This window comes from Kocuria sp. GQ42, assembly GCF_059758435.1.
The window spans coordinates 529,695-550,934 of the sequence record NZ_JCAXEN010000001.1 but is presented as its reverse complement, the minus strand read 5'-3'; the positions used below and the strand labels follow the sequence as shown (position 1 = coordinate 550,934).

The window sequence follows — 21,240 nt, the reverse complement described above, 5'->3', positions numbered from 1 at the left end:
GGAACAGCCTACTGCGCCCGCTCAGGCGGAGACACCGCGCAGGTTGGTCTCGATCCAGTCGTCGGCCCGGGCGATGGACTGGTTGACCTGGGCGGTGTCGAGGTCGTGGTGCAGCGCGTAGGCGACCGCCTGCAGCGGGAACGTGCGCGCGTGCAGCCGGGCCCGCTCGTAGACGGTCTCCGAGACGGCGGCGCGCAGGGTGTCCCAGCCGTACCACAGCCCGAGGGACGCGGCGTCGTGCGCGGGGTCGGACAGGCAGGCGTGGTCCCAGTCGATGATGCCCGTGAGCTCGTCCCCGCCCCCGTCCCACAGCATGTTGTGCCCCATGAGGTCCCCGTGCACCAGGGTCGGCGCCACGGTCGGCAGCGCCGCGAGCTCGGCGACGGCCCGTCGCGCGGCCTCCTGGTTGCGGGGCAGCAGCCGCGGGATGACCTCGTCGAGCAGCACGTGCCGCCGCCGGTGGCCGCCCCAGTGCTGGCCGGGACGGTCGAGGTACCGCGCGAAGCCCGAGGTGTCGACCTCGGCCAGCTCGGTCAGCACCCGGTGCAGCACAGCCGGGTCGCCGTGCCCGGGCGGGTGCGGGTGTCCGGGCAGCCATGTCAGGCCCACCCCGGTGTAGCCGTGGGAGACCACCACGCCGGTGAGCGGCCGCGGGGTCGCGAACGAGAAGCGGGGCAGCCTCCGCAGCACCTCCGTTCGGCGCTGGACGTGCTCGCAGACCGTGGCGTTCTTGGCGATCCGCACGGAGATCACGTGGCCCACGTTCACCACCACGTGGGCGGACCCCCCGGCGTGGACCTCCCACTGGCTGGGGTCGGCACTCATGCCGGCTTCACGCAGCACGGCCTCGACGGCGCCGGCGAACGGCAGGTGGTGGAGCTGCGACCAGGGCATGGTCAACTTCCTCGGTTCGGACGTGGGTCAGTCGGGGACGGCGGCGGGGTCGAGGGCGGTCAGCAGGTGCGGGAGCAGGGCCCGCATCGCGCGCCCGCGGTGGCTGATGGCGTTCTTCTCCGCGCGCGTGAGCTCGGCGCAGGTCCGGTCGGACCCGTCGGGGCGCAGCACGGGGTCGTAGCCGAAGCCGCCGTCCCCGGCGGGCTCCCGCAGCAGGGCGCCACGCAGCGTCCCGGTCTCCACGTGCTCGCGGCCGTCCGGGGTGACGAGCGCGGCGGCGCACACGAACTGCGCGCCGCGGTGGGCGTCGGGGACGTCGGAGAGCTGGGCGAGCAGCAGCCGCAGGTTCGCGGCGTCGTCGCCGTGCCGGCCGGACCAGCGCGCGGAGAAGATCCCGGGGGCCCCTCCCAGCACGTCGACGGCCAGGCCGGAGTCGTCGGCCACGGCGATCAGCCCGGTCGCGGCGGCGGCGGCGCGGGCCTTGAGCAGGGCGTTGGCCTCGAAGGTGGTGCCGTCCTCGACGACGTCGGGGGCGCCGGCCGCGGCGGCGTCCACGACCAGCCGCTCGACGTCGGCTCCGGGCAGCGCGGCCGCGAGCAGGTCCCGCAGCTCGGCGAGCTTGCCCCGGTTGTGCGTGGCGAGCACCACCCGGGCGCCGTGCTGGTCACCCATCGCCGGCCTCGCGCAGGGTCTCGACCTGGATCTGGGTGAGCTGGGCGCAGCCGGCCAGCGCGAGGTCGAGCAGGGCGTCCAGCTCGGCGCGGTCGAAGGGGGCGCCCTCGGCGGTGCCCTGCACCTCCACGAAGTCGCCGGACCCGGTGACCACCACGTTCATGTCGGTCTCGGCCCGCACGTCCTCGACGTACGGGAGGTCCAGCATCGGCACGCCGTCGATGATGCCCACGGACACGGCGGCCACCGTGTCGGTGAGCGGCTGCGCGCGGCGGGCGACGAGCCCCTCGGCCCGGGCCCACCCGATCGCCTCGGCGAGGGCCACGTAGGCGCCGGTGATGGCCGCGGTGCGGGTGCCGCCGTCGGCCTGGAGGACGTCGCAGTCGAGGACCACGGTGTTCTCTCCCAGGGCGGAGAGGTCGATGACCGAGCGCAGGGAGCGGCCGATGAGCCGGGAGATCTCGTGGGTGCGCCCGCCGATCTTGCCCTTCACGGACTCGCGGGCGGACCGGGTGGACGTGGCCCGCGGGAGCATCGCGTACTCGGCGGTCACCCAGCCGCGGCCCTCCCCCTTGAGCCAGCGCGGGACGCCCTCGGTCACGGACGCGGTGCACAGCACCCGGGTGCTGCCGAACTCGATGAGGGCGGAGCCCTCCGCCTGCTGGGACCAGCCGCGGGTGATCGTGATGGGCCGCAGCTCACCGGGCGAACGGCCGTCCGACCGGATCACCCCCGAGGTCGAGAGGGCCGGTGCGGTCTGGTCGACGGGGGATTCCATGTGGTCCACCTTACCCCGCGGCACCGACCGCCCGGCCCGGCCGCCGGCGGTGGGGCTCACGGCCCGACGGCGGCCGCGGGACGGCCGCTCCCCCGGCGGACGATCCGGTAGGTGTAGGCGGGCTCGGCCACCCCGATGGGGCCCGCGAAGACCTCCTGCGCCTCCTCCACGGCCCGCGTCGGGGAGTTCCACACCGGCAGGTGCGTCAGCAGCAGCTGGCGGGCCCCGGCGTCCCGGGCGGCCTCCGCCGCGCGCCGGCCGGTCAGGTGGATGCCGCGCAGCGCGTCGTCGCGGCCCTCGTGGTAGGCGGCCTCGCACAGGAAGACGTCGGCGTCCCGCGCGGCGCGCACGAGCCCCTCGCACGCGTCGGTGTCCCCGGAGTAGGCCAGGGTGCTGGGACCCATGACGCCGTCGTAGTCGATGCGCAGGGCGTAGGGCTCGGGGGTGGGGTGCTCCACCCGGAAGGGCGTGATCGCGAACGGCCCCACCCGCACGGGCTCCTCCGGGACCCAGGTGTGGAAGTCGAACTCCCCGTGCATCCCGGGCTCCGTGGGGAGCCCGTGGGTGCTGCTGAGGTACTCGTGGAGGCCGGTGGGCGCCCACAGCGGGATCGGGGGCCGGCCCCAGCCGCGCGGGTCCCACTTGATCGCCACGTGCAGCCCGGCCAGGTCGATGCAGTGGTCGGGGTGCAGGTGGCTGACGAGCACGGCGTCGATGTCGTGCAGGTCGATGTGGCGCTGCAGCACCCCGAGGGCGCCGTTGCCCATGTCCAGCAGGATGCGCCAGGTCCGTCCCTCGGCGTCCTCACCGCTGACGAGGTAGCAGGAGGCCGGGGAGTTCGGCCCCGCGAAGGAGCCGGTGCATCCGATGATGGTGAGTTTCATGGGCGAGAGCCTTCCAGGAGGTGCCGGTGGGACGGCGGCCGCACCGGCCGCGGAGCTGCTCAGGGCGCGGACGGGCCCGCTCCCCCGATCATCTCCGGGGTGATCCGCGCGAGCGAGCCCGTGGGGTACTGCTCCGCCACGGAGCTGGTGTGCCGGACGCGGGCGACCTCCGGCCCCAGGAACCGCCGGGCGAGGACCTCGAAGGACGCGGCGTCCCCGGTGGCGAGGAACTCGTGGTGGGCGGGCAGGCTCGGGTCCCGCTCGAGCCCGTGGCCGACCAGCGCCCGGTAGACGTCCTTGGCGGTCTCCTCCGCGCTGGAGACCAGCGTGACGGCGTCGCCCATGACGTAGGAGATCACGCCGGTGAGCAGGGGGTAGTGGGTGCAGCCCAGCACCAGCGTGTCCACGTCGGCCTCGCGCAGCGGGTCCAGGTAGGCCTGGGCCGTGGCCAGCAGGCCGGGCCCCGTGGTGACGCCCGCCTCCACGTAGTCGACGAACGCGGGGCAGGCCACCGAGTCGATCCGCAGGTGGGGGGCGGCGGCGAACGTGTCGTCGTAGGCGCGGGAACCGACCGTGGCCTCCGTGCCGATGACGCCGATCCGGCCGTTGCGGGTCGAGGCGACCGCCCGGCGCACCGCCGGCTGGATGACCTCGACCACCGGGATCCCGTAGACCCGGGTGTAGCGCTCCCGGGCGTCGCGCAGCACCGCCGCGGACGCCGTGTTGCAGGCGATCACGAGCAGCTTGACACCCGAGTCGACGAGCTCGTCCATGATCCGCAGGGCGTGCGCCCGGACCTCGGCGATCGGCAGCGGCCCGTAGGGCCCGTGAGCGGTGTCCCCCACGTACACGATCTCCTCGTGGGGCAGCTGGTCGATGATGGCGCGGGCCACGGTGAGACCGCCCACCCCGGAGTCGAACACGCCGATGGGTGAACCGGGGTTGGGGCGCCGGGCGGTCCGGCCGCCGGCCCCGAAGACGTCGTCATCCTGCATATCGTCAAGAGCGTAGTCCCGGGCGTGCCGCCGTCCCAAACCGCGCCGCGGCCGTGCCGCCGTGAGCCGCGTCACCTCCGGCCGAGGCGGGGGCCGTCCGAGGTGTCGTGCCCGGTCAGTCCCGGGGCAGGTCGTGGAGGAGGGCCTCCATGAGGGTCTCCTGCAGCCACGAGACGAAGTTGTACAGGAGCGACATGTACGTCTCGACGTCCTCGATCGCGGACCAGTCGTCGTAGCGTCCCACGCGCTCGGCGTCGGCCTCGCTCCGGATCCCGAGCCGGTCCGCCAGCACCAGCCGCACGTCGTTGAGGGCCTGCCCGAAGGCCTGCGCCTGGGCGGGGTCCAGCCGCACGGGCTGGGCCTCCAGCGCGAGGGCCGCCTGCTGCAGCACGCCGCGCTTGGTCTCCCGCAGCCCCCGCTCCGTGTACCGGCGGAACTCGGCGGCGCGCTCGGGGTCCAGGCTCCCGTCGGGCAGCAGCCGCCGCAGCGCGGAGTCGTCGGGGACGGTGGCGTCCCCGGACACGCCGAGCATCCGCTCGAGGGAGTCCTCCGAGGCCGGCTGCTCGGGGGCGAGCGCCTGGGCGACGTCCGCGAACAGCTTCTGGAGCAGCTCCTTCTCGGGCTCCTCGAAGCGGGCGGTGATGCCCCGGCGGGTGGACCGGAAGCCCTGCGCCATCAGTGGCCCCCCGCCTGCTCGAAGGTGGCCCACAGTCCGAAGCCGTGCATCGCCGCGGTGTGGGTCTCGGCCTCCTCGAGCGAGCCGCTGGCCACCACGGAGCGCCCGTGGTGGTGGACCTCCAGCATCAGGGACCGGGCCTTCTCCTCCGGGTAGCCGAAGTAGGAGCGGAACACGTAGGTGACGTAGCTCATGAGGTTGACGGGGTCGTCCCACACGACCACGTTCCACGGGGTCTCGGTCTCCGTGGCCACGGACGTCGCGCCGGTGGGCCGGGTGCCGGTCTCCGGGGTGGCGGTGGCCGCGGGGCGGGCGGCGGCGGGAGTAGCGCAGTGCATGGTCCGTCCATCGTAGCGAGTGCCGGAGGCGGGGCGCACCGGCGGCGTCGCTAGAGTGGTGCCCGTGAACCAGCGCAGCCACCGGTGGGCCCCGCCGCCCACGTCCCTGATGACCGACCACTACGAGCTGACCATGCTGCAGGCCGCCCTGCACGCCGGCACCGCGCAGCGGCGCAGCGTGTTCGAGGTCTTCGCCCGGCGGCTGCCCGCCGGGCGGCGCTACGGAGTGGTGGCGGGCACGGGACGTCTCCTCGAGGGGCTCGGGAGCTTCCGCTTCGGCGACGAGCAGCTGCGCTTCCTGGCGGACACCGGCGTGGTCAACCGCGCCACCCTGGACTACCTCGCGGACTTCCGCTTCACCGGCTCGATCTCCGGCTACGCCGAGGGCGAGGCGTACTTCCCCTCGTCGCCGCTGCTCGTGGTCGAGGCCACCTTTGCCGAGGCCTGCGTGCTCGAGACGTACTTCCTGTCGGTGCTCAACTACGACAGCGCCGTGGCCTCGGCCGCCTCCCGCATGGTGGGTGCCGCGGCGGGGCGCCCGTGCATCGAGATGGGCTCCCGGCGCGCCCACGAGGAGGCCGCCGTCGCGGCCGCGCGGGCGGCGGTCATCGGGGGCTTCGACTCGACGTCGAACCTCGAGGCCGGGCACCGCTACGGGATCCGGACGGTCGGGACGGCCGCCCACTCCTTCACGCTCCTGCACGACACGGAGGAGGACGCCTTCCGCGCCCAGCTCCAGTCCATGGGCCGGGACACCACCCTGCTCGTCGACACCTACGACGTCGAGACCGCGGTGCGCAAGGCCGTGGAGCTCGCGGGTCCCGGGCTGGGCGGCGTGCGCCTGGACTCGGGCGACCTCGTGACCCAGGCCGCCTGGGTGCGCGGGCTCCTCGACGAGCTCGGCAACCCGGACACGCGCATCACCGTCACCTCGGACCTGGACGAGTACGCGATCGCGGCCCTGAACGCCGCGCCCGTCGACGCGTTCGGCGTGGGCACCCGCGTGGTCACCGGCTCCGGCGCGCCGACGTCGTCGATGGTCTACAAGCTGGTGGCCCGCGAGGACACCTCCGGCGAGCTGCGGCCCGTGGCGAAGGCCGCGAAGGGCAAGGTGTCCGTGGGCGGGCGCAAGCACGCCCTGCGGCGCCGGGACGAGCGGGGCACGGCGACCCACGAGGTGGTCGGGATCGGCCGGCTGCCCGACGACGACGGCGACGACCGGCCGCTGCTGGAGGACTTCGTCCGCCGCGGCGAGCTGCTGGACGGCTGGACCGGCCCGGACGGGGTCCGGCGGGCCCGGGAGCGGCACGCGGCGTCCGTGGCGGAGCTTCCCCGCTCGGCCCGGCGGCTCAGCGAGGGCGACCCCGTGATCCCGACCGTGCTGGGGCCGGAGATCCCGGGCTGAGCAGCCGTCCGGGCGGAGCGCGCCGGACGGGATCCGCCGGACGAGCACCACCGCAAGTGAAGCACCGAACGAGAAGCACCGAGCGTGAAGCACCGAACCGAGGGAGGAACACCATGAGGACCGCACTGATCGTCGTCGACGTGCAGAACGACTTCTGCGAGGGCGGCTCGCTGCCCGTCGCCGGAGGCGCGGCGGTGGCCGCCGCCGTGTCGGAGCACCTGGAGGACCACCACGGGGACTACGCGGCCGTCGCGGCCACCCAGGACTGGCACGTCGACCCCGGGGCGCACTTCTCCGACGAGCCGGACTACGTGGAGTCCTGGCCGGTGCACTGCGTCGCCGAGTCCCGCGGGGCCCACTCCCACCCGGACCTGGACACGGACTGGATCCAGGCGTGGTTCCGCAAGGGCGAGCACGACGCCGCCTACTCCGGTTTCGAGGGGCTGCTGGCCCCGGACGCGGACGTGCCGATGGGCGACGACGAGGACGTCGACGACGAGCCGGACGTGAGCCTCGACGACTGGCTGCGGGAGCACGAGATCGAGGCCGTGGACATCGTGGGCCTGGCGACCGACCACTGCGTGCGGGCGACCGCCCTGGACGCCGTCGAGGCCGGCTACGACACCCGGGTGCTGGTGGAGCTCACCGCGGGCGTCGCCGCGGAGTCCACGGAGCGCGCCCTGCGGGAGATGGCGGAGGCGGGGGTCGAGGTCGTCCGGTCCTGACCCGTGCCCGGCATCGGACCGCCCCGTCCCGGGCGGTCCGCGTCCCGGGCGCGGCTCACTTGCGCCCGATGAACCAGTCCTGCAGCTTCTTGACCCGCGCCTGGAGCTGCGCCTCGTTGGCCTGCGCCACCGCGGGTCCTCCGCACACCCGGCGCAGCTCGTTGTGGACCATGCCGTGCGGGGTGCCGGTGCGGGACGCCCAGGCCGAGACGTTCTTGGACAGCGTGGCGCGCAGCTCCTTGAGCCGCCGGTGGTCGGGCACCGCCGGCTGCTCCGGGGCACGGGCGGCGCCGGGGCGCCGCCGGGCGTGCTGGGACTGACGCTCCCGCAGCAGCGCCGAGACCTGGTCGGCCTCGAGCAGTCCCGGGATGCCGAGGAAGTCCGCCTCCTCCTCCGAGCCCACCGCCACGCCGCCGCCGAAGGCGCCGCCGTCGAAGAGGACCCCGTGGAAGGACGCGTCCGAGCCGATGGCCTCGAACCGGCCCTGGGCGAGGGCCGCGGACGCCTTCTCCTCCCGGTTGGCCTCCTCGAGCAGGTCGTCGTCCCAGCCCTCCTCGAGGGGGTCGGCCGGCAGGCCGGTCTCCTCCGCGGCGGGCTTGTCGAGGGCGTGGTCCCGCTCGGCCTCCATCTCGTTGGCGAGCTGCATCAGCGCCGGCACGGACGGCAGGAACACGGAGGCCGTCTCCCCGCGCTTGCGGGCGCGCACGAAGCGGCCGACCGCCTGGGCGAAGAACAGCGGCGTGGACGTGGACGTCGCGTAGACGCCCACGGCGAGCCGGGGGACGTCGACGCCCTCGGAGACCATCCGCACGGCCACCATCCAGCGGCTGTCCCCGGCGGAGAACTCGTCGATCCGGTCCGAGGCGCCCTTGTCGTCGGAGAGGACCACGGTGGGGTTCTCCCCGGTGATCCGGCGCAGCTGCGCGGCGTAGGCCTTCGCGTCCTGGTGATCGGTCGCGATGACCATCGCCCCGGCGTCCGGCACGGTGCGCCGCACCTCCGTGAGCCGCTGGTCCGCGGCCTGGAGCACCGACGGGATCCACTGCCCGTTCGGGTCGAGCGCCGTGCGCCACGCGTGGGCGGTGATGTCCTTCGTGAAGCCCTCGCCGAGCTCCGCGGCCATCTCCTCCCCCGCGCTGGTGCGCCAGCGCATCTGCCCCGAGTAGGCGAGGAAGATCACGGGCCGGACCACGTGGTCCTTGAGCGCGTCGCCGTAGCCGTAGGTGTAGTCGGCGCTCGAGCGGCGGATGCCGTCCCCGTCCTCCAGGTAGCGCACGAACGGGATCGGCGCGGTGTCCGAGCGGAAGGGCGTGCCGGTCAGGGCGAGCCGGCGGGCGGCAGGGTCGAAGGCCTCCTGGAGCCCGTCGCCCCACGTGAGGGAGTCCCCGGCGTGGTGGATCTCGTCCATGATCACCAGGGTCCGGCCCGCCTCGGTGCGGGCCCGGTGCAGGAGCGGCTTCATGGCCACCTGCGAGTAGGTCACGGCGGCGCCCAGGTAGTCCCGGCCGTGGGAGCCGTCCGCGTTCTTGAAGTTCGGATCGATCGCCAGGCCCACGCGGGCGGCGGCGTCCGCCCACTGCCGCTTGAGGTGGTCCGTGGGCGTCACCACCGTGATCCGGTTGACGGTCCCGCGGTCGAAGAGCTCCTTGGCCACGCGCAGCGCGAAGGTCGTCTTGCCGGCCCCGGGGGTCGCGACGGCCATGTAGTCCCGGGGCTGTGCCTCGAAGTAGCGCTGCAGCGCCTCCGCCTGCCAGGCGCGCAGCTTGGGGGCCGTGCCCCACGCGGCGCGGTCCGGATAGGCCGGGGGGAGGTCGGCGGCGGCTGCGCCGAACAAGGAGAGCTGGTCGTCCTGGGACACTCTGGCGACGTCCTTTCGCTCGTGGTGCCGCGGCCTGGTGGCCGCGGTGGATGACAGGGGGGCGCGGCGGGCCACGCAAAAGCGCCCGCCGGCGGCGGGCGCTTCCTCGGCCGGGGGAGCTCAGCCCTGGTCGTCGCCCTGGTCGTTCGGGGGGCGGAGTCCGTCGTAGATCTCCTTGCAGGTGGGGCACACCGGGAACCGCTGCGGGTCGCGGCCGGGGACCCAGACCTTGCCGCACAGGGCGATCACGGGCTCGCCGGAGAGGGCGGACTCCATGATCTTCTCCTTGCGCACGTAGTGCGCGAAGCGCTCGTGGTCGCCCGGCTCCTCGAGCTCCCTGGTCTCCTCGCGCTCGATCGTCGAGGTGCCCCCGGCCGGCTGCGCCGGATCGGCGCCGTACGGGGTGTCGTCCGGGCCGTTCGTCGGGGTGCCGGTGGTCGCCGCTGAGACATGCATGGGCGCCAGTTTACCCCGTCCCCACCGGCCCCCGTGCGCCGGGAGCGCCCGTCCCGCTCAGCGGAACTGGGCGACCTCCTGGAGCAGCTCGGGGGCCCGCCGGTCGTACCAGCGCCCGCCGAGGACGATCCCGCCCCAGCACAGCAGCGGGCCGAGCACCGCCCCGGCGGCCAGCCCCGCCCAGCCCCACACGGGGTCGCCGGTGAAGACCTGCACGAGGAGGGGGACGGCGGCCGGCAGCACGAGGACGAGGATCAGCCCCAGCGCCACGAACTGGACGAGGACGTTCAGGACGGTGAAACCCTGCGGCGTCTTCAGCGGGGACGCGCCCGGCGGGGCCACGGGGTAGGTGTACCGGGCGGACATCACCGAGGACAGGCCCGCCCCGCCCAGCAGCGCCAGCAGCGCGGTGCCCGCGACCCCGGGCAGCAGCTGCCACCGGCCCTCGACCGCGAACGGCAGCAGCAGCCCGGCCGCCGTGAGCGGCACGGCGATCACGAGCAGCGCGAGCACCCGGCCCGCGCGGTCGTGGACGCCCCGCACACCGGTGAGGACGTGCAGGTGCAGGGCGGTGTTGTCGTAGGACACGTCGCCCGAGATCTGGTACGCGAGCAGCGCCGCGATCATCGGGCCCAGGGCGTAGAGGAAGACGCCGCCTCCCTCCGGGTCCCGGGAGAACCACATGAGCACGGCGAGGGCCGGGATGACGAGCAGACCGGCCGAGTAGCGGGGGTCCCTGACCCAGTAGACCAGGCACCGGGCCGCGACGGCCGCCCACGGGCGCCGGGGCGCGAGGTCGAGGAGCCCCGCGCCGGCGGCCCCCTCGCGCGGGGCCGCGGTCCGCCCGCCGGCCGTGCTGGTGAGAGCCCGCTCCTGCGCGACCCGCCAGACGAGGACGAGGACGACGACGGTCAGGACCGTGACGGCCAGCCGGGCGGCGGCGGTGCCCCACCGGCCGGCGGCGACGTCGGCCGGGACCGCCCAGACGGCTCCGACCGGCGTCCACGCGAGCACGCCGGCGTACTGCGGCAGCCGGTCCCACAGCCTCTCCAGCCCGCTCAGCAGGCCGGTGAGGATCGGGCCGAGCAGCACCAGGGCCACGAGCGCGGCCAGCGAGACCAGCTCCGTGAGGCGCCGGCGGCGGCCGAGACCGACGGCGAGGGCGGTGACGCAGCGGGATCCGGTGACCACGAGGGCCAGCGCGAGCGGCACGCACAGGAGGGCCGCGAGCAGCGCGGCCGCGGACGAGCGCCAGGAGCTCACCGTGGCGAGGAGCGCCAGGACGGTGAGCGCACCCGGCACGCCGACGACCGCGCCGAGGGCCTGGCCCCACTGCACCTGGCCCACGGACAGGGGCAGGAGGGCGAGGCGGGCCGGGTCCAGCGTGGCGTCGGCCCGCGCCGCGAGGATGGGCAGCAGCCACCAGGCCAGCACGGCCGCCGACCCGGCCAGCACGAGGACGGTGCGCACCAGGGACAGGTCCTGACGGCCCAGCAGGAACAGCGCGACCACGGCCAGGCCCAGCAGGAACACGAAGTAGGCGGCGCCCAGCACGGTCCCCACGAGCACCCAGGTGCTGCGGGTGAGGGTGTTGACGAGGATCCTCGCCTTGAGGCCCACGAGGCGCCAGGCCAGGGCGGCGGTGCCCGCCCGGGCGGGGGCGAGGCCCTCCGGGGCCGGGGCGAGCTCCGGGCTCACTCCGGGCGCAGCCACGGCAGGCCCTCCCCCGTCTCCCGGCGCCCGCCGACCAGTTCGACGAACCGGTCCTCGAGCGTGGCCCCGGCCCGGACCGCGTCGACCGTCCCGGCGGCCAGCACCCGGCCGCGGTCCATCACGGCGACGTGGTCGCACATCCGCTGCACGAGGTCCATGACGTGGCTGGAGACGACCACGGTCCCGCCGGCGGACACGAAGCCGTGCAGGATCTCGCGGATGTTCGCCGCCGAGACGGGGTCGACCGACTCGAACGGCTCGTCGAGGACGAGCAGGCTCGGGGCGTGGATGAGGGCGCCGGCCAGCGCGATCTTCTTGGTCATGCCGGCGGAGTAGTCCTGGACCTGGGTCCCGGCGTCGGCCGTGAGGTCCATGGCCCGCAGCAGGTCGTCGGTGCGCTCGGCCACGACGTCCCGGTCCATGCCGCGCAGCAGACCGGCGTAGGTGACGAGCTGGCGTCCGGTGAGCCGGTCGAACAGGTGCAGGCCGTCCGGCAGCACGCCCATGAGCTGCTTGGCCCGACGGGGCTCGGCCCAGACGTCGACACCGGCCACGCGGGCGCTGCCCGCCGTGGGGCGGAGAAGTCCGGTCGCCATGGACAGCATCGTGGTCTTGCCGGCGCCGTTGCGTCCCACGAGGCCGAAGAAGGAGCCGCGGGGGACGTCGAGGTCCACGCGGTCCACGGCGACCTTGGCCTCGGGGGTGCCGGGGCGGCCGAAGACCCGGACGAGCCCGCGCACGCTCAGCGCCGGCGGCCCGCCGGACGGGGGCGCCGGGGTGTCCGGCGCGGGGGCGCCGGTCCGTTCCGGGGCGGCCTGCGGGAGGTGCTGGTGGCTCATGCCCCCAGCGTAGGCAGGCGGGGACCGCGCGCGCCTCCGGCACGCGGCGGAGCCCGGCCCGCCGGCGCGCGGGGTGCGCTCCACCCTGCGGCGGAGGGCGCGCCCCGCGCGCCGGCGGACCGTGGCCGCGCGGTCGCCGGGACGGTCCGACGGGGCGGGGTCAGGGGCGGGGGCTCAGAACAGGGCGCGCATCAGGGCGCCCCGGGCGGTCACCGTGCGCGGGTCATCGGCGCCCACCACGTCGAAGAGCTCGAGCAGGCGCAGCCGGACGGTGTCCCGCTCCTCCCCGGCGGTGCGCCGCACCAGGTCCAGCAGCCGCCGGAAGGCTTCCTCCACGTGGCCGCCCGAGACGTCGAGGTCGGCGACGGCCAGCTGCGCCGCCACGTCCTCCGGGGCGGCGGCGGCCTCGGCGCGGACCGTCGCGGCGTCCAGCGGCAGCACCCGCTGGAGCAGGTGCACCTGGGCGAGGGCGAGCTTCGCCTCCCGGTCCCCGGGGTTCTCGGCGATCGCCTTCCGGTAGGCGGCCTCGGCGGCGTCGACGTCCCCGGCCTCGAGGGCGTCCACGGCCTCCTGGTGCAGCGGGGGCAGCGGCTCCGGCTCGTCGTCGGGGCGGACGGGCTCCACGGTGCCCGTGATCCCGTTCTGCTCGGCGAGCGCGAGCAGCTCGTCCAGGAGCTGGGTCACCTGCTCGGCCGGGACCGTGGAGTTGAACAGCGGGACGGGCCGCCCGCCGAGCAGCGCCACCACGGTGGGCACGGACTGCGCCTGGAACATCTGCGCGATCTCGGGGGCCGCCTCGGCGTCCACGGAGGCCAGCAGGAGCCGTCCCCGGTAGCGGTCCACGACCTGCTCCAGGGTGTCGGTGAACGCCACGGACTGCTCGCTGAAGCGGGCCCAGAGGGCGAAGACCACGGGGACCCGGGTGGAGAGCTCGGCGACCTCCTGGAAGTCCGCCGCCGTCACCTCCCGGCGGTACCCGCCCGGCCGGCCCTCCCCCGCGGGCGGCCCGCCCGGCCCGGCGGCGGGCACGGCGCCCAGGTCCACCGAGCCCCGCACCGACGACGGGAGCGGGGCCTCCTGCGGCGGCGGAGCGGTCTCGGCGGTGCGGCGGGGCTGCTGGTGCTGGAACTCGTTCACGGGGCGTCTCCTGAGGGCTCGTCGACGGGCACGGCGGTCCGCTCGGCCGTCGGTGTCGGGGCGGGATCGGTGGTCCGGTCCGCCGGTCCGGTGGCGGGACGGCGCCCGGCGGGCGCCGCGGGTCTTCCACGATTATCGGCCGCCGGGGGCGGCGCGGCCATCGGTGCGCCCGCGTGTCCGCTCCCGGCGTGACGCCGTGACGGCGTCCGCGCCGGGCAGGGCCGGGCTCAGCGGCGGGTGCGCCAGCAGCGCTCGTGCCAGTGGCGGCGGTCCTCGAAGGCGCTGCGCGCCCCCAGCAGGGAGTCCTGCTGCCAGACGACCAGGTGCGCGATCCCCGGCGGGATCGAGCGGCCGCAGCCGGGACAGGTGTAGGTCTTGACCGCGTTGGCGGGCCGGACGTGGCGGACCAGCCAGTCCCCGTCCGCCGAGCGCTCCACCGTGGGCGCCGGCTCCAGGACGCGTTCGACCGACCACGGCTCCTGGGCGGCGCCGCGCTGCCACTTGCTCGCGCGCGGGCCGTTGCCGGGCCCGCCGTGGCGGCGTCGGGAGGAGTGGTTGGAGCGTGGCACGGCGCCATCGTCTCACAGCGGGGGCCTCCGGGTCCGGGCCGGGTCCCGCGGAGCGCTAGGCTGGTCCGCGTGCGTCTCGTCATTGCCGATTGCTCCGTCGACTACGAAGGGCGTCTGCGCGCCCACCTGCCCGCCGCCCGGCGTCTTCTCCTCGTGAAGGCGGACGGCTCCGTGCTCGTCCACTCGGACGGCGGCAGCTACAAGCCCCTGAACTGGATGAGCCCGCCCGCCCGCCTGCACGTCGGCGAGCCCGAGGCCGAGCTCGCGGCCGAGGGCGTCCTGCAGACGTGGACCGTCCAGGCCGCCAAGAGCGACGACCGCCTCGTCATCCAGGTGTTCGAGATCCACGAGGACGTCTCCCACGAGCTGGGCACCGACCCCGGGCTGGTGAAGGACGGCGTCGAGGCGGACCTGCAGCGCCTGCTCGCCGAGCAGATCCACCGCCTGGGCTCGGGGCACACCCTGGTCCGGCGCGAGTACCCCACCGCGATCGGGCCCGTGGACATCCTGGCCCGCGACGCCGCCGGCGCCACCGTGGCGGTCGAGCTCAAGCGCCGCGGCGACATCGACGGCGTCGAGCAGCTCACCCGGTACCTCGAGCTGCTCAACCGGGACCCCCTCCTGGCGCCCGTGCGCGGGGTGTACGCCGCCCAGCTCATCCGGCCCCAGGCCCGGGTGCTCGCCGAGGACCGGGGCATCGCGTGCCTGACCCTCGACTACGACGAGATGCGCGGGCTCGACGACAGCGGCTCGCGCCTCTTCTGAGCCCACTCCTGCGGGCCCACCGGCGCGGGCCCGGGTCCGCGCCGGGCGCCGCCGGGCTCACGCGCTCGGCGAACAGCCCGCAACACGCGATGATCAGCAGGCGAACAACGTTGACCGCCCCCGGGGAGTGTGTGAAGCTGAACGTGTTCTTCGTTCCATGTTTTGCATGCTCGCAGAACGGGTAAGCGAGCGTGACGTTCGACCCTGGCCCTGGTCCCCCTCCTTCGGGAACGGAGACCGCGGCCCTCGGCTCATCTCGTGGTACCGCCCTTCCGTGCACGACCTGTGCACACGTTTCGCACCATCTCGCAAGGAGAGATCTTCATGGCCCAGGGCACCGTCAAGTGGTTCAACGCCGAAAAGGGCTTCGGCTTCATCACCCCCGACGACTCCGACTCGGACGTCTTCGTCCACTACTCGGAGATCCAGTCGGGCGGCTTCCGCACCCTCGAGGAGAACCAGCGCGTCGAGTTCGAGATCGGCCAGGGCCAGAAGGGCCCGCAGGCCACCGGCGTCACGCTCATCTGATCCGCTTCCCGCGCACCGGCTGAGCACGGAGCCCCGCACCCGTCCCGGGTGCGGGGCTCCGTCGTGCCGGCGTGCTCAGAACGCGGTGCCGACCAGGTGCCGTTCGACGGCGGCCCCCGCGGCCCCGAGCTGCTCCACGAAGTGCTCGTAGCCGCGGTCGACGTGCTGGACGCCGCTCACGTCGGTGGTGCCGACGGCGGCCATGCCCGCGATCACGAGGGCCGCGCCCGCCCGGATGTCCATGGCCTCCACCGGCGCCCCGGAGAGCACCGGCATCCCCGCCACCAGGGCGTGGTGGCCGTCGAGGCGCACGCTCGCGCCCAGCCGTTCGAGCTCGGCCGTGAAGCCCCAGCGGGCCTCGAAGACGTTCTCCGTGACCATGCCGGAGCCCTCGGCCACCGCGTTGAGGGCCACCACGAACGGCTGCAGATCGGTGGGGAAGCCCGGGTACGGCAGCGTGGACACGTTGATCGCCCGCGGACGCCGCGGTCCGGCGACCACGAAGCGGCCCCCGTCCGTCTCCACGCGGCAGCCCGCGGAGCGCAGCTTGTCCAGCACCACGGTCAGGTGGCCGGGCTCCGCGCCCTCGATCTCCACCGTCCCCCCGGTCACGGCCGCGGCGAACGCCCAGGTGCCCGCCACGATCCGGTCGGGCACCGTCCGGTGCTCCACCGGGCGCAGGGACGCCACCCCGGCGACCGTCACGGTGCTCGTGCCGAGCCCCTCGATCCGGGCGCCCATCGCCTGCAGCATCCGCCCGATGTCCACGATCTCCGGCTCGCGGGCCGCGTTGTCGATGACAGTGGTGCCCTCGGCCAGCGTCCCCGCCATCATGAGGTTCTCCGTGGCGCCCACTGAGGGGTAGTCCAGGCGGAAGTGCGTCCCGCGCAGGCTGCGGGGCACGGACGCCACGAGGTAGCCGCGCTCGATCTGCAGCACCGCGCCCATGGCCTCGAGGCCCGCCCGGTGCATGTCCAGGCCGCGGGAGCCGATGGCGTCCCCGCCGGGCAGGGCGACCTCGGCCACGTGGCACCGGGCGACCAGCGGACCGAGCACGGAGATCGACGCGCGCATCGCCCGCACCAGGTCGTAGTCCGCCTGGTGGTGCAGGACCGCCGGGACGTCGATGCGGACGGTCTTCTCGGCGCGCTCGTAGACCACCCCGCAGCCGAGCCGGCGCAGCAGCTCCGCCATGATCGTGACGTCGTGGATCTCGGGGACGTTCGTGATGGTCGACTCGCCCTCGGCCAGCAGGGTCGCCGCCATCAGCTTCAGCACGCTGTTCTTCGCGCCGGAGACGCGCAGGGTGCCGTTGACCGCGGTGGGTCCGTGCACGACGATCTTCTCTTCCATCCACTCTCCTGGGCGGTCTCGCCGGGGTCCCTGCGGGGCCCCGGGTACGGCCGCGGCCTCCGCACCGGTGGTGCGGAGGCCGCGACTGTGCTGGGCGCGCGGGGCGGGGCCCCGCGCGGACGGGCGGGATCAGGCGGCGGCGGCGCCGGGCAGCTCCACGTTGTCCGCCACGATCGTCACCCGGTCGTTGTCGACGAACACGAAGCCGGCGTCGATCGTGCCCTCGAGCCGGGAGCCGTCCACGGGGTCCACCGCGAAGTCGCCGGGCTTGAGAATGCCGGCCACGGCCTCGTGGCCGGGCAGGATACCTATGTCGCCCTCGGACGTGCGGACCCGCACCATCCGGGCGGTGCCGGTCCACACGGCCTGCTCGAGGGAGACGATTTCGACGATCATCTCAGCCATGACTACTTGCCACCGGTCCGCTGCTTGATCTGCTCCCACTGCTGCATGACGTCGTCGAGACCGCCGACGTTGTAGAACGCCTGCTCCGGCACGTGGTCGAACTCTCCCTCGCAGATCTTCCCGAACGCCTCGATGGTCTCGGCGAGCGGGACCGTGGAGCCCTCGACACCGGTGAACTGCTTGGCGGTGTAGGTGTTCTGGGAGAGGAACTGCTCGATGCGGCGCGCGCGCGAGACGACGACCTTCTGCTCCTCGGAGAGCTCCTCGACGCCGAGGATCGCGATGATGTCCTGCAGCTCCTTGTTCTCCTGCAGGATCGACCGGACGCGGATCGCGACGTCGTAGTGCTCCTGGCCCACGATCTGCGGGTCGAGGATGCGCGAGGTCGAGGTCAGCGGGTCGATCGCCGGGTACAGACCGCGGGAGGCGATGTCACGGGAGAGCTCCGTGGTCGCGTCCAGGTGGGCGAACGTGGTGGCCGGAGCCGGGTCGGTGTAGTCGTCGGCGGGCACGTAGATCGCCTGCATCGAGGTGATCGAGTGGCCGCGGGTCGAGGTGATGCGCTCCTGGAGCACGCCCATCTCGTCCGCCAGCGTCGGCTGGTAGCCCACGGCGGAGGGGATGCGGCCCAGCAGGGTCGACACCTCCGATCCGGCCTGGGTGAAGCGGAAGATGTTGTCGACGAAGAGCAGCACGTCCTGGTTCTGCACGTCGCGGAAGTACTCGGCCATCGTGAGCCCGGTCAGGGCCACGCGCAGACGCGTTCCCGGCGGCTCGTCCATCTGGCCGAACACGAGGGCGGTGTCCTTGAGGACGCCCGCCTCCTCCATCTCGACCCAGAGGTCGTTGCCCTCACGGGTGCGCTCGCCCACGCCGGCGAAGACGGAGGTGCCGCCGAAGTTGCGGGCCACACGCGTGATCATCTCCTGGATGAGCACGGTCTTGCCCACGCCGGCGCCGCCGAACAGGCCGATCTTGCCGCCCTTGATGTAGGGGGTCAGCAGGTCGATCGACTTGATGCCGGTCTCCATCATCTCCGTGGAGCCCTCGAGCTCCGCGAAGGACGGCGCCTTGCGGTGGATCGGCCAGCGCTCGGTGATCTCCAGGGAGGAGGTCTCGACGTCGAGGGCCTCACCGAGCACGTTGAAGATGTGGCCCTTGACCACGTCGCCCACGGGCACGGAGATCGGCTCGCCGGAGTCCTTGACCTCGGTGCCGCGCACCAGGCCGTCGGTCTGCTGCAGGGCGATCGCGCGGACCATGTTGTCGCCCAGGTGCTGGGCGGTCTCGAACGTGATCGTCCGCTTCTCGCCGTTGAGCTCGTACTGGGCGGTCAGGGCGTTGTAGATGCCGGGCACGGCGTGCTCGGGGAACTCGACGTCGACGACCGGCCCGATGACCCGGGCGATGCGTCCCGTGGCACCGCCCGAGACCGGCTGCCCGGCCTGTTCGCTGATGGTGGCAGTCATATCTCTCACTTCACTTGTTCGTGGTGGACACTTGCTGGATCGCCGGGACGGCCCGTCACAGGGCCTCGGCGCCGCTCACGATCTCGGTGAGCTCGGTGGTGATCTCGGCCTGGCGGGCGTTGTTCATCAGGCGCGTGTACTTCTTGATGAGGTCGTCGGCGTTGTCGCCGGCCGCCTTCATCGCCCGCTGCCGGGCCGCGAGCTCGCTGGTGGCGGCGTGCGCCAGGCTCGCGAAGAGTCGGGCGTCGATGTAGCGAGGCAGGACGGCGTCGAGGAACTCCTCGGGGTTCGGCTCGAACTCGAAGGTGCTGTCGGGCTCCTCCAGCTCCTCGAACTCCCGGGCGACCTCGTCGGTCAGCGCGTTGGCGTCCACGACCTCGAGCGGCAGCAGCCGGAGCACCCGGGGCTCCTGGACGACCATCGACTGGAACGACGTGTAGACGAGGTGGATCTCGTCGACGCCGCCGTCCTCGTACGCGGTCTCCAGGTCCTCGATCAGCACCTTGCGCAGCTCCCGCGCACGGTCCGGCCGGGCGTTGTCCGTGTCCCCGGTCCAGTTCCGCTCGTACGGGCGGCTGCGGAAGTCGAAGTACGCCTGGGCCTTGCGGCCGATCAGGTAGACCTTGGTCTCCTTGCCCTCCCCGTGCAGCAGCTCGAGCAGGCCCTCGGCCTCCTTGAGCACGTTGGACGAGTAGGACCCGGCCAGACCGCGGTCCGAGGTCATGATCACCACGGCCGACCGGCGCACCTCTTCGGCCCTCGTGGTCAGGGCATGGGAGACGTTGTGCTGGGTGGCGACCTGTGAGACCGCCCGGGTCAGCGCGTTCGCGTAGGGACGCGCCGCCTGCAGACCCTGTCGGGACTTGTTGATGCGCGAGGTCGCGATCATCTCCATGGCCTTGAAGATCTTCTTCATGGACTTGGTCGACGCGATCTTGTTCCGGTAGACCCGAATCTGCGCTCCCATGTGACTTCCTTTCGTCACCGTGCCCGGTGCGCCGCCGCGGCGGCGCACCGGACCGACCGGTTACTTCCTGACGATCCGTTCCTGGTCGACCGCGGACGCGTCGAGGGGCTCGTGCTCCTCGTGGCCCGGCTCGATCCCGTGCTTGGTGCCCCGGAAGTCCCGCTTGACCTCGGCGACGGCCGTCTCCAGCGCGGCGACGGCGTCGTCCTCGAGCTTGCCGGAGCCGACGATGGAGTCCATCACGTTGGTGGTGCGGCGCACGTGCTCCAGCAGGGCCTGCTCGAAGTCGAGCACGTCGGCGACCTCCACCTCGTCGAGGTGGCCGTTGGTGCCGGCCCAGATGGACACGACCTGGTCCTCGACCGGGTACGGGGTGTACTGCTTCTGCTTCAGCAGCTCCATCAGCCGGGCGCCGCGGGTCAGCTGCTGCCGGGACGCGGGGTCCAGGTCGGAGGCGAACATCGCGAAGGCCTGCATCGAGCGGTAGGACGCCAGCTCGAGCTTCAGCGTGCCGGAGACCTTCTTCATGGCCTTGACCTGCGCGGCGCCGCCGACGCGGGACACCGAGATGCCCACGTCCACGGCCGGGCGCTGGTTGGCGTTGAACAGGTCCGACTGCAGGAAGATCTGGCCGTCGGTGATGGAGATGACGTTGGTGGGGATGAACGCCGAGACGTCGTTGGCCTTCGTCTCGATCATCGGCAGCCCGGTCATCGACCCGGCGCCCAGCTCGTCGGAGAGCTTGGCGCAGCGCTCGAGGAGGCGGGAGTGCAGGTAGAACACGTCGCCCGGGTAGGCCTCGCGTCCCGGCGGGCGGCGCAGCAGCAGCGAGACCGCACGGTAGGCCTCGGCCTGCTTGGACAGGTCGTCGAAGACGATGAGGACGTGCTTGCCGCCGTACATCCAGTGCTGGCCGATGGCCGAGCCGGCGTAGGGGGCGAGGTACTTGATGCCCGCGGCCTCGGAGGCGGGAGCCGCCACGATGGTCGTGTACTCCAGCGCCCCGTTGTCCTCGAGGGTCTGGCGCACGCCGGCGATGGTGGACGCCTTCTGGCCCACGGCCACGTAGATGCAGCGCACCTGCTTGTTGACGTCGCCGGACTCCCAGTTGGCGCGCTGGTTCAGGATGGCGTCCACGGCGATGGCCGTCTTGCCCGTCTGCCGGTCGCCGATGATGAGCTGGCGCTGACCGCGGCCGATCGGGATCATCGCGTCGATGGCCTTGATGCCGGTCTGCAGGGGCTCGTGGACCGACTTGCGCATGGTCACGCCGGGCGCCTGGGTCTCGAGGGCGCGGCGGCCCTCGGCCTCGATGGGGCCGAGGTCGTCGATGGGCGTGCCCAGCGGGTCGACCACGCGGCCGAGGAACGCGTCGCCCACCGGCACGGAGAGGACCTCCCCGGTGCGCTGGACCTCCTGGCCCTCCTCGACGCCGCGGAAGTCGCCGAGGATCACGACGCCGATGTCGCGGGTGTCGAGGTTCTGCGCGAGGCCGAGGACGCCGTTCTCGAAGCGCAGCAGCTCGTTGGCCATGACCGAGGGCAGGCCTTCGACCCGCGCGATGCCGTCGGAGGCGCTGCTGACGCGGCCGACCTCGGTTCGTTCTGCGGTGCCGGGCTCGTAGGACGCGGCGAATTCGCTCAGCGCGCTACGGACGTCGTCGGCATTGATGGTGACTTCGGACATGTCCTGTCCCTGCTCTCCTAGTTCGTGATCACTGCCGTCAGCGGTGACCGTGAGTCCAAATCTGTGGCGGAACGCTGCGCTGGTCCACCGGCTGCTGCCGTTCGGCCGGTGGGGCGCCCGCCCGCGGC

Annotated in this window: 22 protein-coding genes; 4 read left to right on the top strand and 18 right to left on the bottom strand. The window is 73.5% G+C overall.

Annotation, left to right across the window (positions count from 1 at the left end; all coding sequences use genetic code 11):
• Positions 1–21 precede the first annotated feature (21 nt).
• The 7 genes from AC6CH6_RS02560 to clpS all read right to left on the bottom strand — a co-directional run bounded on the left by AC6CH6_RS02560 (position 22) and on the right by clpS (position 5,237).
• On the bottom strand, positions 22–894 hold the full coding sequence (locus tag AC6CH6_RS02560; RefSeq protein ID WP_498253910.1) for a phosphotransferase family protein: 873 nt from the start codon (positions 892–894) through the stop codon (positions 22–24).
• A 27-nt stretch (positions 895–921) separates the two neighbouring features.
• Positions 922–1,566 (bottom strand): RdgB/HAM1 family non-canonical purine NTP pyrophosphatase, encoded by a 645-nt coding sequence (gene rdgB, locus AC6CH6_RS02555; RefSeq protein ID WP_498253909.1) that lies wholly within the window; start codon positions 1,564–1,566, stop codon positions 922–924.
• Entirely contained in the window at positions 1,559–2,344 is a 786-nt protein-coding gene (rph, locus tag AC6CH6_RS02550) for a ribonuclease PH (protein WP_498253908.1), read from the bottom strand. The genes rdgB and rph overlap by 8 nt, the downstream gene beginning before the upstream one ends.
• A gap of 56 nt (positions 2,345–2,400) precedes the next feature.
• Positions 2,401–3,228, bottom strand: a complete 828-nt coding sequence (locus tag AC6CH6_RS02545; RefSeq protein WP_017833240.1) for an MBL fold metallo-hydrolase — start codon at positions 3,226–3,228, stop codon at positions 2,401–2,403.
• A 59-nt stretch (positions 3,229–3,287) separates the two neighbouring features.
• The gene (murI, locus tag AC6CH6_RS02540; RefSeq protein ID WP_498253907.1) at positions 3,288–4,223 is read right to left on the bottom strand and encodes a glutamate racemase; all 936 of its coding nucleotides are present in this window, start codon (positions 4,221–4,223) and stop codon (positions 3,288–3,290) included.
• Positions 4,224–4,338: 115 nt separating this feature from the next.
• Complete coding sequence (locus AC6CH6_RS02535) at positions 4,339–4,899, bottom strand: DUF2017 domain-containing protein (protein ID WP_017833242.1); 561 nt, start codon at positions 4,897–4,899, stop codon at positions 4,339–4,341.
• Positions 4,899–5,237: an ATP-dependent Clp protease adapter ClpS gene (gene clpS, locus AC6CH6_RS02530; protein WP_017833243.1), complete on the bottom strand. Its 339-nt coding sequence runs from the start codon at positions 5,235–5,237 to the stop codon at positions 4,899–4,901. Before clpS ends, AC6CH6_RS02535 begins: the two co-directional genes overlap by 1 nt.
• Positions 5,238–5,292: 55 nt before the next feature.
• On the opposite strand from clpS, the gene AC6CH6_RS02525 reads away from it, so the two are divergent.
• Both AC6CH6_RS02525 and AC6CH6_RS02520 read left to right on the top strand, forming a co-directional pair.
• Entirely contained in the window at positions 5,293–6,642 is a 1,350-nt protein-coding gene (locus AC6CH6_RS02525; protein ID WP_498253906.1) for a nicotinate phosphoribosyltransferase, read from the top strand.
• A gap of 113 nt (positions 6,643–6,755) precedes the next feature.
• A complete protein-coding gene (locus AC6CH6_RS02520; RefSeq protein WP_133410889.1) occupies positions 6,756–7,367 on the top strand; it encodes an isochorismatase family protein in 612 nt (203 codons plus the stop codon).
• A 55-nt stretch (positions 7,368–7,422) separates the two neighbouring features.
• Here AC6CH6_RS02520 and AC6CH6_RS02515 read toward each other — a convergent pair whose 3' ends face one another.
• From AC6CH6_RS02515 to AC6CH6_RS02490, 6 genes are all read right to left on the bottom strand, one after another.
• Positions 7,423–9,225, bottom strand: a complete 1,803-nt coding sequence (locus AC6CH6_RS02515; protein ID WP_035928862.1) for a DEAD/DEAH box helicase — start codon at positions 9,223–9,225, stop codon at positions 7,423–7,425.
• 120 nt (positions 9,226–9,345) lie between these two features.
• The gene (locus AC6CH6_RS02510; RefSeq protein ID WP_419968217.1) at positions 9,346–9,681 is read right to left on the bottom strand and encodes a DUF3039 domain-containing protein; all 336 of its coding nucleotides are present in this window, start codon (positions 9,679–9,681) and stop codon (positions 9,346–9,348) included.
• A gap of 57 nt (positions 9,682–9,738) precedes the next feature.
• Positions 9,739–11,394 carry a hypothetical protein gene (locus AC6CH6_RS02505; RefSeq protein ID WP_498253905.1) on the bottom strand — a complete coding sequence of 552 codons (1,656 nt, stop codon included), beginning with the start codon at positions 11,392–11,394 and terminating at the stop codon, positions 9,739–9,741.
• The gene (locus tag AC6CH6_RS02500) at positions 11,376–12,233 is read right to left on the bottom strand and encodes an ABC transporter ATP-binding protein (RefSeq protein ID WP_035928856.1); all 858 of its coding nucleotides are present in this window, start codon (positions 12,231–12,233) and stop codon (positions 11,376–11,378) included. The genes AC6CH6_RS02505 and AC6CH6_RS02500 overlap by 19 nt, the downstream gene beginning before the upstream one ends.
• A 174-nt stretch (positions 12,234–12,407) precedes the next feature.
• Complete coding sequence (locus AC6CH6_RS02495) at positions 12,408–13,370, bottom strand: tetratricopeptide repeat protein (protein ID WP_498253904.1); 963 nt, start codon at positions 13,368–13,370, stop codon at positions 12,408–12,410.
• Between the two features lie 227 nt (positions 13,371–13,597).
• Positions 13,598–13,939: an Rv1322 family protein gene (locus AC6CH6_RS02490; protein ID WP_133410893.1), complete on the bottom strand. Its 342-nt coding sequence runs from the start codon at positions 13,937–13,939 to the stop codon at positions 13,598–13,600.
• A 69-nt stretch (positions 13,940–14,008) separates the two neighbouring features.
• On the opposite strand from AC6CH6_RS02490, the gene nucS reads away from it, so the two are divergent.
• Together nucS and AC6CH6_RS02480 are read left to right on the top strand one after the other, a co-directional pair.
• Positions 14,009–14,704 (top strand): endonuclease NucS, encoded by a 696-nt coding sequence (gene nucS / locus AC6CH6_RS02485; protein WP_031282930.1) that lies wholly within the window; start codon positions 14,009–14,011, stop codon positions 14,702–14,704.
• Positions 14,705–15,028: 324 nt separating this feature from the next.
• Complete coding sequence (locus AC6CH6_RS02480) at positions 15,029–15,232, top strand: cold-shock protein (RefSeq protein ID WP_017833253.1); 204 nt, start codon at positions 15,029–15,031, stop codon at positions 15,230–15,232.
• A 75-nt stretch (positions 15,233–15,307) separates the two neighbouring features.
• Here the strand turns inward: AC6CH6_RS02480 and murA are convergent, their stop codons facing one another.
• The 5 genes from murA to atpA form a co-directional block, all read right to left on the bottom strand.
• Positions 15,308–16,585 carry a UDP-N-acetylglucosamine 1-carboxyvinyltransferase gene (gene murA, locus AC6CH6_RS02475; protein ID WP_498253903.1) on the bottom strand — a complete coding sequence of 426 codons (1,278 nt, stop codon included), beginning with the start codon at positions 16,583–16,585 and terminating at the stop codon, positions 15,308–15,310.
• Between the two features lie 129 nt (positions 16,586–16,714).
• A complete protein-coding gene (locus tag AC6CH6_RS02470) occupies positions 16,715–16,990 on the bottom strand; it encodes a F0F1 ATP synthase subunit epsilon (RefSeq protein WP_031282932.1) in 276 nt (91 codons plus the stop codon).
• 2 nt (positions 16,991–16,992) lie between these two features.
• Complete coding sequence (atpD, locus tag AC6CH6_RS02465; RefSeq protein WP_133410894.1) at positions 16,993–18,459, bottom strand: F0F1 ATP synthase subunit beta; 1,467 nt, start codon at positions 18,457–18,459, stop codon at positions 16,993–16,995.
• A gap of 55 nt (positions 18,460–18,514) precedes the next feature.
• Positions 18,515–19,426 (bottom strand): F0F1 ATP synthase subunit gamma, encoded by a 912-nt coding sequence (locus AC6CH6_RS02460; protein ID WP_419968223.1) that lies wholly within the window; start codon positions 19,424–19,426, stop codon positions 18,515–18,517.
• A gap of 60 nt (positions 19,427–19,486) precedes the next feature.
• Entirely contained in the window at positions 19,487–21,112 is a 1,626-nt protein-coding gene (gene atpA / locus AC6CH6_RS02455; RefSeq protein ID WP_133410896.1) for a F0F1 ATP synthase subunit alpha, read from the bottom strand.
• Positions 21,113–21,240: the final 128 nt, after the last annotated feature.

Bases quoted from the DNA above. Each gene is read 5' to 3' on its own strand.
- AC6CH6_RS02560 (WP_498253910.1), bottom strand. From the start codon at position 894: ATGCCCTGGTCGCAGCTCCACCACCTGCCGTTCGCCGGCGCCGTCGAG.
- rdgB (WP_498253909.1), bottom strand. From the start codon at position 1,566: ATGGGTGACCAGCACGGCGCCCGGGTGGTGCTCGCCACGCACAACCGG.
- rph (WP_498253908.1), bottom strand. From the start codon at position 2,344: ATGGAATCCCCCGTCGACCAGACCGCACCGGCCCTCTCGACCTCGGGG.
- AC6CH6_RS02545 (WP_017833240.1), bottom strand. From the start codon at position 3,228: ATGAAACTCACCATCATCGGATGCACCGGCTCCTTCGCGGGGCCGAAC.
- murI (WP_498253907.1), bottom strand. From the start codon at position 4,223: ATGCAGGATGACGACGTCTTCGGGGCCGGCGGCCGGACCGCCCGGCGC.
- AC6CH6_RS02535 (WP_017833242.1), bottom strand. From the start codon at position 4,899: ATGGCGCAGGGCTTCCGGTCCACCCGCCGGGGCATCACCGCCCGCTTC.
- clpS (WP_017833243.1), bottom strand. From the start codon at position 5,237: ATGCACTGCGCTACTCCCGCCGCCGCCCGCCCCGCGGCCACCGCCACC.
- AC6CH6_RS02520 (WP_133410889.1), top strand. From the start codon at position 6,756: ATGAGGACCGCACTGATCGTCGTCGACGTGCAGAACGACTTCTGCGAG.
- AC6CH6_RS02510 (WP_419968217.1), bottom strand. From the start codon at position 9,681: ATGCATGTCTCAGCGGCGACCACCGGCACCCCGACGAACGGCCCGGAC.
- AC6CH6_RS02500 (WP_035928856.1), bottom strand. From the start codon at position 12,233: ATGAGCCACCAGCACCTCCCGCAGGCCGCCCCGGAACGGACCGGCGCC.
- AC6CH6_RS02480 (WP_017833253.1), top strand. From the start codon at position 15,029: ATGGCCCAGGGCACCGTCAAGTGGTTCAACGCCGAAAAGGGCTTCGGC.
- murA (WP_498253903.1), bottom strand. From the start codon at position 16,585: ATGGAAGAGAAGATCGTCGTGCACGGACCCACCGCGGTCAACGGCACC.
- AC6CH6_RS02470 (WP_031282932.1), bottom strand. From the start codon at position 16,990: ATGGCTGAGATGATCGTCGAAATCGTCTCCCTCGAGCAGGCCGTGTGG.
- atpD (WP_133410894.1), bottom strand. From the start codon at position 18,459: ATGACTGCCACCATCAGCGAACAGGCCGGGCAGCCGGTCTCGGGCGGT.
- AC6CH6_RS02460 (WP_419968223.1), bottom strand. From the start codon at position 19,426: ATGGGAGCGCAGATTCGGGTCTACCGGAACAAGATCGCGTCGACCAAG.
- atpA (WP_133410896.1), bottom strand. From the start codon at position 21,112: ATGTCCGAAGTCACCATCAATGCCGACGACGTCCGTAGCGCGCTGAGC.